The sequence below is a fragment of the Nocardia abscessus genome (genome assembly GCF_015477775.1).
Classification (GTDB): domain Bacteria; phylum Actinomycetota; class Actinomycetes; order Mycobacteriales; family Mycobacteriaceae; genus Nocardia; species Nocardia abscessus_A.
This window is the reverse complement of sequence record NZ_JADLQO010000009.1, coordinates 318,224-325,355: the sequence shown is the minus strand read 5'-3', so window position 1 is coordinate 325,355 and position 7,132 is coordinate 318,224. Positions and strand designations below refer to the sequence as shown.

8 protein-coding genes are annotated in these 7,132 nt (G+C 66.1%); 4 read left to right on the top strand and 4 right to left on the bottom strand.

The annotated features are described in order from the left end of the window. The first annotated feature begins 190 nt into the window (after positions 1-190). The 4 genes from IU450_RS23585 (at position 191) to IU450_RS23570 (ending at position 3,664) form a co-directional block, all read left to right on the top strand. Positions 191-868: a DUF2306 domain-containing protein gene (locus IU450_RS23585; protein ID WP_195151911.1), complete on the top strand. Its 678-nt coding sequence runs from the start codon at positions 191-193 to the stop codon at positions 866-868. After that, complete coding sequence (locus IU450_RS23580; protein ID WP_195151910.1) at positions 865-1,833, top strand: DoxX family protein; 969 nt, start codon at positions 865-867, stop codon at positions 1,831-1,833. Before IU450_RS23585 ends, IU450_RS23580 begins: the two co-directional genes overlap by 4 nt. A gap of 335 nt (positions 1,834-2,168) precedes the next feature. Continuing rightward, entirely contained in the window at positions 2,169-2,777 is a 609-nt protein-coding gene (locus IU450_RS23575; RefSeq protein WP_324197781.1) for a TetR/AcrR family transcriptional regulator, read from the top strand. Then, positions 2,774-3,664: an alpha/beta fold hydrolase gene (locus IU450_RS23570; RefSeq protein WP_195151908.1), complete on the top strand. Its 891-nt coding sequence runs from the start codon at positions 2,774-2,776 to the stop codon at positions 3,662-3,664. The genes IU450_RS23575 and IU450_RS23570 overlap by 4 nt, the downstream gene beginning before the upstream one ends. Before the next feature lie 184 nt (positions 3,665-3,848). On the opposite strand, the gene IU450_RS23565 is transcribed toward IU450_RS23570, so the two are convergent. Genes IU450_RS23565 through IU450_RS23550 form a run of 4 tightly spaced genes read right to left on the bottom strand, consistent with a single transcriptional unit; the run spans position 3,849 to position 7,130 of the window. Beyond that, positions 3,849-4,859, bottom strand: coding sequence for a DUF5914 domain-containing protein (locus IU450_RS23565; protein ID WP_195151930.1), 1,011 nt, complete (start codon positions 4,857-4,859; stop codon positions 3,849-3,851). After that, positions 4,856-6,451, bottom strand: coding sequence for an FAD-dependent oxidoreductase (locus tag IU450_RS23560; RefSeq protein ID WP_195151907.1), 1,596 nt, complete (start codon positions 6,449-6,451; stop codon positions 4,856-4,858). The genes IU450_RS23565 and IU450_RS23560 overlap by 4 nt, the downstream gene beginning before the upstream one ends. Continuing rightward, a complete protein-coding gene (locus IU450_RS23555) occupies positions 6,448-6,780 on the bottom strand; it encodes a lycopene cyclase domain-containing protein (protein WP_195151906.1) in 333 nt (110 codons plus the stop codon). The genes IU450_RS23560 and IU450_RS23555 overlap by 4 nt, the downstream gene beginning before the upstream one ends. Further along, positions 6,777-7,130: a lycopene cyclase domain-containing protein gene (locus IU450_RS23550; protein ID WP_195151905.1), complete on the bottom strand. Its 354-nt coding sequence runs from the start codon at positions 7,128-7,130 to the stop codon at positions 6,777-6,779. The genes IU450_RS23555 and IU450_RS23550 overlap by 4 nt, the downstream gene beginning before the upstream one ends. Positions 7,131-7,132: the final 2 nt, after the last annotated feature.

Below are 7,132 nucleotides of genomic sequence, written 5' to 3'. Positions count from 1 at the left end.
GTGGGTCACGGACGGGTCTTTCCAGTCGAACGGACGGAGGATTGGCGTTTTCCATCCTGCCGCTGGAAGACCCGTCCCCCTTCAACTCACCCCTGCCCAGCCGTCACCAACGTCACGACCCGCAACAACTAGACCTTCGAATCCTGTTGCGCAGACACCACATCGGCGGCCATGGTGGCAGCACCCCTGGGTGGGGCCGCTAGTGGTACTCACGTTCGCCTTCGTCGCGTTCTCCCTGCCGCCGTATCTGACGCTGGATCCGACACGGTCGCGGGTTCCCGACCCCGGGTTCGCGCCGCACTATCCGCTGCTCGTCGTGCACGTGGTGTGCGGGTCGATCGCCATCCTTGCTTGCGGATTCCAGGTGTGGCCGTGGTTTCGGCGCAAGCATCCGGCGGCACATCGGCATTTGGGTCGCTGGTACGTCATCGCCGGTGTGCTGCCCGCCGGGCTCGCCGGACTGGTGATCGGTGCGACCAGCCCCTTCGGTCCAGTAGCCCGGGTCAGCAACGTGATGCTGGCGACGCTGTGGCTCGTCACCACGCTAACCGGCTGGCGCATGGCGCGGCGCCGCCGATTCGCCGAGCATCGCCGCTGGATGATCCGCAGCTTCGCGCTCACCCTGTCCATCGTGCTCAACCGGGTACTCGGCGCAGCACTGCTGCTCATCCTGAGTCCACAACTGAACACCACCTTTCATGGCGACGAGGAACTACTCGCGCAGACCATCGCGGGCATCGGCACTTGGCTCGGCTGGACGTTGTCACTGCTGACCGCCGAATGGTGGCTCGAACGCGGACTGCGGGTGCGGAAGACGCGGACTGCGGCCGATGCCGTCAGCCCCCGGTCCGGCGCTGCCGCGAGATGACGATGAACTTCGGAGGTCGGACACCCGAGATCGGCCACACGAAATCTCCACAATCGATCATTACATTAGAGTTCGCGAATCGGGCAGGTCGGGCAAAGGCGGCGGGATGGCTTCATACGCTGGTCCGGGTGGTGTTATCACTGGCTATGATCGGCTTCGGAATGGTGAAAGTGGTTCCTACACAATTCATCACTTTTACCCTTCCGGGAGAGATGCTGATATCGCTCGGCGAATCGTCACCATCCGGGATGCTATGGAAGTTCATGGCCACCTCGACGCCGTACACGATCGTGACCGGTGTGGTGGAATTGGCCGGCGGGCTGCTGCTGATCTTCCGGCGCACCACCCTGGTGGGCGCACTGGTCTGCATGGTCGCGATGCTCCAGGTCAGCATTCTGAATATCGCCTACGGAGTGCCGGTCTTGGTCGCTCCGATACTGCTGCTGGCGATGTCGCTGGTGGTGGCGGCGCCGTGGTGGCGGCGACTGATCGATGTCCTGTTCCTGAATCGGGATTCTGCGGCCGTGCCGAAGCCAACCGCTGATGGACGGCGAATTCGTCTGGCCGGTAGAACTGTTCATGCAACAGCTGCCGTAGTCCTTATCGCGGTCATGGCAGTCAGCGGCATTCGAAGCTATCGCGACTACACCGAGCGACTGTCACCCCTGGACGGTGTGTGGGCGGTGGACGAGTTCCGCGGCGACAGTCCCCGATGGGTCCGCCTGGCCATAGACGATCGCCCCGCCTCCCGCCGGCTCGTGCTGGCACGGGATACCGGCAAGCCGAGCACGCTCGCGCTCGATGTCGAGTCCGGTGGATCGAGGCTGCGCGCGGGCGACTGGACACTGCGGTACGACCTGGCGAACGACAATTCGCTGCACCTCGGCGGCGAGGTCGACGGGACTGCCGTCGAGGTGCGTCTGCACCGCCTTCCGCTGCGTTCGGAATCGCGCTATTTCCGCTGATCCGCTCTCCCCCGAGTGGGAACAAAGTTTGATAACGCCCTTTGCTGGGCGCGGCAGCCGGCGGTGACCCACCTGTCGGCGTCCGCTTCCGCCGGAGGTTGCGCGCGGTCCTCATCCAGCCGACTAGGAGGTCCATGTCCCCTGGCGGACGAGCGGGATCGGCAAGCAGTCCAGCATCGGGTCGGCGTTCGGGGTGGACCCGCACCTCGTCCTGGGATACGATACGGAACGTGGCGTATCTTAATGACGGAAGCGCTCCTACCTCAGAAGCCCAGGAGACACGTCGCGGAGGACGTCCTCGTGATGACGAACGCGAGGGCGAGATCCTCGAAGTAGTGGCCTCGCTGCTGGCCGAGCGCGGCTACGAGGGTGTCACCTTCGAGGAGGTGGCGCGTCGTGCCGGCGCGTCGAAAGCCACTCTCTACCGACGGTGGAAGTGCAAGAGGGACATGGTCGTCGCTGCGCTCAAGGCGGGCCCTGCCAGTCGGGAAGGGCCGGATGACATCGACACGGGCAGTCTGCGCGGTGACCTGATGGCCTTGTGTCGACGGCTCATCACGACGATGCGTTCGACCGACGGCCAGACCGCACTACTACTCCTTCAGGCAGGCCTTGAAGACCCCGAACTCTGCGAGGAGATCGAACGGGCAGTCGGCCCGACCGGAGCCCGGTTGCCCACCTCGGTCGTGGACGCCGCCATCCGTCGCGGAGAGCTACCCGAGGGCGTGGACCCCTTCCCCTTCGAAGAAGTGGCCGGGGCAGTGCTGCTGCTCCGGCGGCTCAATGGACTGACTACCGACGATGTGTATCTCGAAGCGCTCGTGGATTCGATCCTCATACCCGCGCTGCGGGCCACATCGACTCGGTCGGCAGAGCTACCCGCCGGAATCTTCTCCGGACGCCCCTCCGCGCAATCCGCCACGACCAGTGAAGGACACCGATGACTACGCCGACCATCGACGGATTTCGTTACCAGACCCTGCCCGGCGACGAAGGCGTCGAACTCAACGTCGCGGTGGGAGGGACCGGGCCGGCCGTTGTCCTGCTCCACGGATTCCCGCAAACCCACTACATGTGGCGCGACGTTGCGCAGGAACTCGCCGGGGAGCACACGGTCATCGTTCCGGACCTTCGAGGCTACGGCGAAAGTGGGAAGCCGCCAGAGGACGGTCCTCACACATATTCCAAGCGCACCATGGCCGAGGACATCGTGCGGGTAGCCGACGCGCTCGGGCATGAGCGCTTCGGGCTGATCGGTCACGACCGCGGCGCCCTGGTCGGTGTCCGCGCCGGCCTCGACCACCCGGACACGGTGCAGTACCTCGGGGTGCTCGATGTCCTCCCGACTCTCGACACTTGGGATGTCCTGCAGGGCGTGAACGCGAAGGTCGCCTGGCACCTGTACCTGATGGCGCAGCCCGTCGGGCTGCCCGAGAAGATGATCAAGGCCGTGGCAGAGGAGTTCTTCGCATCATTCCTCGACGCCTGGGACACGGACGGCTCGACATTCGCCCCGGAGGTGCGGCAGCACTACATCGACAGCTCCGTCGGAGCCGTCGACTCGATCGTCGCCGACTACCGTGCCACCGCGAGCATCGACCTGAGCATGGACCGTGCGGACCGCCAGGCCGGAAAGACGCTTCCCATGCCCGTTGGCGTGATCTCCCAGGACTGGGGCGCCCAGTTGGGCTTCGACGCGGCAGCGCTCTGGCGAGCCTGGGCGCCGGACCTGACCTACGAGCCGATCAGGGCGGGGCACTTCATGGCCGAGGAGAAGCCCACCGAGATCGCGCGCTTCATCCGCAAGCTCGCCGCCCGGCACCACCTGTGAACTGTGGCAACCGATTTCACGTGACTCCGGCCGCGCTGGCGGTGTCGACGGCGGTGCGTGACCGATCCGGACAGCACGCATTGCGCGATGCGCCTTCGGCTGAGACCAGCCGGAGGTACGCCTCGACTGGATCCGCCTTCCCGGGCCGGTCCGATCGGCCAGTGTTGTCCCAAGCTGCCGGTGCCTACCGCTGGCGGGAACGCTGCTGATAGCGGCGCTCGGCGTACGCCAAGTCGTCACGCCACAGCCGGGTGGCGGTGCGAGTCATGAGCGGGCGCAACACGGGCAGGACCCGACGCGCGTACCGGAACCCCGGCCGCTCCGAGTTCGCGATCACGGCCTCGATCACCTCGGTACGCGCTCGGCCGTCGGGGCCGGGACCCAGTGGCGTCGCGTGGGTTTCGACCACGCTTCCCATTCCTTCCCCGGCGACGATTCGCATGACGATCGTGCGCGGATCCGGACAGGTGAATTCGGCCTCGACCGGCACGCCGAGCCGCCGGGTCACTCGGAAGGTGACGGTGAGCAGGATCCGGTGATTCTCCTCGGTGATGTCGTGGCGCGGCGGAGCCTGCGTCACCTCCAAATGGGTGAACGCGTACGGATGCAGCCATGACCCGTGCCAGGGGTCGAGTCGATTCGCGATGATGTCGCGGGGCTCGCATATGCCGGTCAAGCGCGTCACCGCGTGCACGGTGGTGTCGGCGGGGCGGGGCCCGATGATCGGTGTGTCGGTGGGTGTCTGCTGTCCGATCGCGTCAAGGCGCACCCAGGCAAGCACGCCGTCGTCGTAGCTGGGCAGCGGGCACCATCGAGCGGACCCGGCTGCTTCCACCCGCAGACCGTGCCATCGGCAGATCAGTGCGGCGTCGTCGACTCGCGCCTCGGCGAGCGGTGCTCCCAGGTGCGGACACGCTCCCGGACCGACGTGCAGGACGTTTCGCTCGTCGCGCCAGGCAACGAGTTCGACCCCACCGATGGTCGTGCTGAACGGGCGGTCGCGACCGATACTGCGACTGGCGGCGAAGGTGTACCAGTTCCCCGACGGCCGCTGTTGTGACCATCGCAGTGCGGCCGCGATCAGACCGGGGTCCGCATCCCCGTGGGTCGGCCGCTGCCGGGACCAATTCTCGGGCGAGAATCGCTGTAGCGGGATGTCTTTCGGCCACCTGCCGGACTCGGCGCGTTTGCTCACGACGCCCTCTGGCGAGTGGCGAGCGTGCGCAGGATCGCCGATCGGCCATGGTCGGGGACCGTCTGCAAATCGTGCCCCGCGCCGGCCCACTGACGCAGCAGGGTGTTGGCCGCGATCCATCCGGTTGTCGCGGCCCGTTCCATCAGAGCTACCGGCAAGTCGACGCGTATGCCGTCGCCGGCCAGGACCAAGCGAGGATGCGGAGTCGACACGCCAGGCCGTCGAGCGAAGTCTCCTGGCGCAAACCGAGGGCAATCCTGCCGCCACAGCATGTTCTCCCCCACGATGCGAGCCTCGGCAGTCTCGGGGTAGATCTCGTACAGCCGGGCCAGCAACCGGTCGCGCACCGCGTGGCGTGCCGCGTCGCGTGGTATCTCGTCCGCGACGGCATAGGCGTGCAACTCGACGACGCTTCCACCGTTTCTGCGCGCCCAGTCCGCTGCTTGCCTTTCGTATCTGTCCACCACGCTGATGTTGTCGAGCGGATCGAGATTTCCGATGCCGAGAAAACTCGGACGGTCGATGCGCACCGGCTGGTTCAGCCACAGACGATGCACGGCGAAGGACGGCGCGACAGCCATCTGAGCTACTTGTGCACGCCACGGTGCGTTGCCGAGCGTCGGTGACGCGGCGACGATCCGGCGCAGCCCGGCGACATCGACGGCGAGAACCACTGTGTCGGCGATTATCTCGGCGTCGGTGTCATCGACCAGCCGGAACCCGGTCGACACGTCGGTATCGATTCGGTCGACGGACACGCCCATATGGAAGGTGACCGTGCCCGGCCGCTCGGGCACGTGGGGCGCGGTGAGGTAATCCGCGAGCGGTGTCCACAGACTGACATCGAAATTGTCCTCTGCCACATCGAAAATCAGGCCTTCGCTGGAGCCCAGGAAGTAGATGTGGAACATCATCGCCAACTCGGCGGCGGACATCTGCTGGGGCGCGACGAAGAAACTGCGCGAGAAGACCTCGAACGCGAGGTGGCGGGCTGCGTCGGGGAAGTTGACACGACGCAGGAACGTTTCCGCATCCAGGTGATCGATCCGGTGGTAGATGTCCGGGACCGAGACCGCCGCCAGCGGCGCGGCAGCGCGTGGGTCCATACGAATCAGATCACGCAGTCGAAAGGTCGGGCTACGCAGCGCGAACGCGAGCGCATTCCAAGGCGGGGTGCTCGGAAGGTGGCGAAAGGTGTCCCGGCGGCCCTCGGCATCGATGAGCGGGTAGTCATCGAGCCGCCGCAGCCTGCGCAATTGCGGATCAGTGCGGGCCAGAAGTTTCCGGAGATTGTAGTACTGCCGGAAGAAAGCGTGGAAGCCACGGTTCATCCCGACCGCGCTGCGGTCGGGAAGCTGTGCGGCCCAGCCGCCGACACGCCCACCCAGGTACCGCTCGCGTTCGATCACCTCGACGTGGAATCCTCGTTCGGCCAAACCTGTCGCGGCAGCCAAGCCCGCGATCCCGGCCCCGACCACGGCGGCCCGCGGGCGCCGCCCGTCACGGCCGACGTCGAGGTCGCCCGGGGCTGCCGGATAGCGCACTCGCCGGGGATCCCCGCCGCGCCGGGAAGCCGATACTCCGAACCTCATTGCCGTGCATCCCGTTGCCGCTGCCGTGTCCACTCCCAGCCGAGTAGCGCCGAAGTCACCAACACGAAGCCGAACAAAAAGTCCTCCACCGGGATGTCCCATGGAAATCGCAGTCCGAGAATGTGTTCCGGGTTGTACAGCACGATCGGTGCGTCGAGCCTGGTCAACCACCCGTCGACCGGAATCTGGAACCCCAGGACGATCAGCATCGTCAGCCAGTAGCCGGGTCGCCGGAACAGCCCGGTCCGCAATAGCGTGCACTCGATCAGACACACGACGACGACCGCCACAACGGCGGGCAGCGTGTACCCCGGACCAGCAACACTCATCGCCGCAGCCCTTTGGACTCGCTTCGGCCGACATGGCGGCGGCCCAGGTCGAGCAGCGTTTCGACCGCGATATAGGTCAGCAGCCCGCACAGCGGGACAACGAAAAAGAACAGCAGCTCCTCGAGCGGAATCGCGCCGGGCAGGAACACACCGAGGACATAGCGGGGGTTGAAATCCCACACGCCGGCGGCAATCGCCAGCAGGTCCCAGACCACGAACAACGTGACGGTGGGTAGCAGGGCGCCGAGCAGAAGCCGCGGCCGACGGTAGACACCGGGACCGAGGAACTCCAGCGGAGCGGTCAGCGCCAGGCAGACGACGAGAACGAGGAGATAACGCCAATGGTCCATAC

Bases quoted from the DNA above. Each gene is read 5' to 3' on its own strand.
- IU450_RS23580 (WP_195151910.1), top strand. From the start codon at position 865: ATGACGATGAACTTCGGAGGTCGGACACCCGAGATCGGCCACACGAAA.
- IU450_RS23550 (WP_195151905.1), bottom strand. From the start codon at position 7,130: ATGGACCATTGGCGTTATCTCCTCGTTCTCGTCGTCTGCCTGGCGCTG.
- IU450_RS23560 (WP_195151907.1), bottom strand. From the start codon at position 6,451: ATGAGGTTCGGAGTATCGGCTTCCCGGCGCGGCGGGGATCCCCGGCGA.
- IU450_RS23570 (WP_195151908.1), top strand. From the start codon at position 2,774: ATGACTACGCCGACCATCGACGGATTTCGTTACCAGACCCTGCCCGGC.
- IU450_RS23555 (WP_195151906.1), bottom strand. From the start codon at position 6,780: ATGAGTGTTGCTGGTCCGGGGTACACGCTGCCCGCCGTTGTGGCGGTC.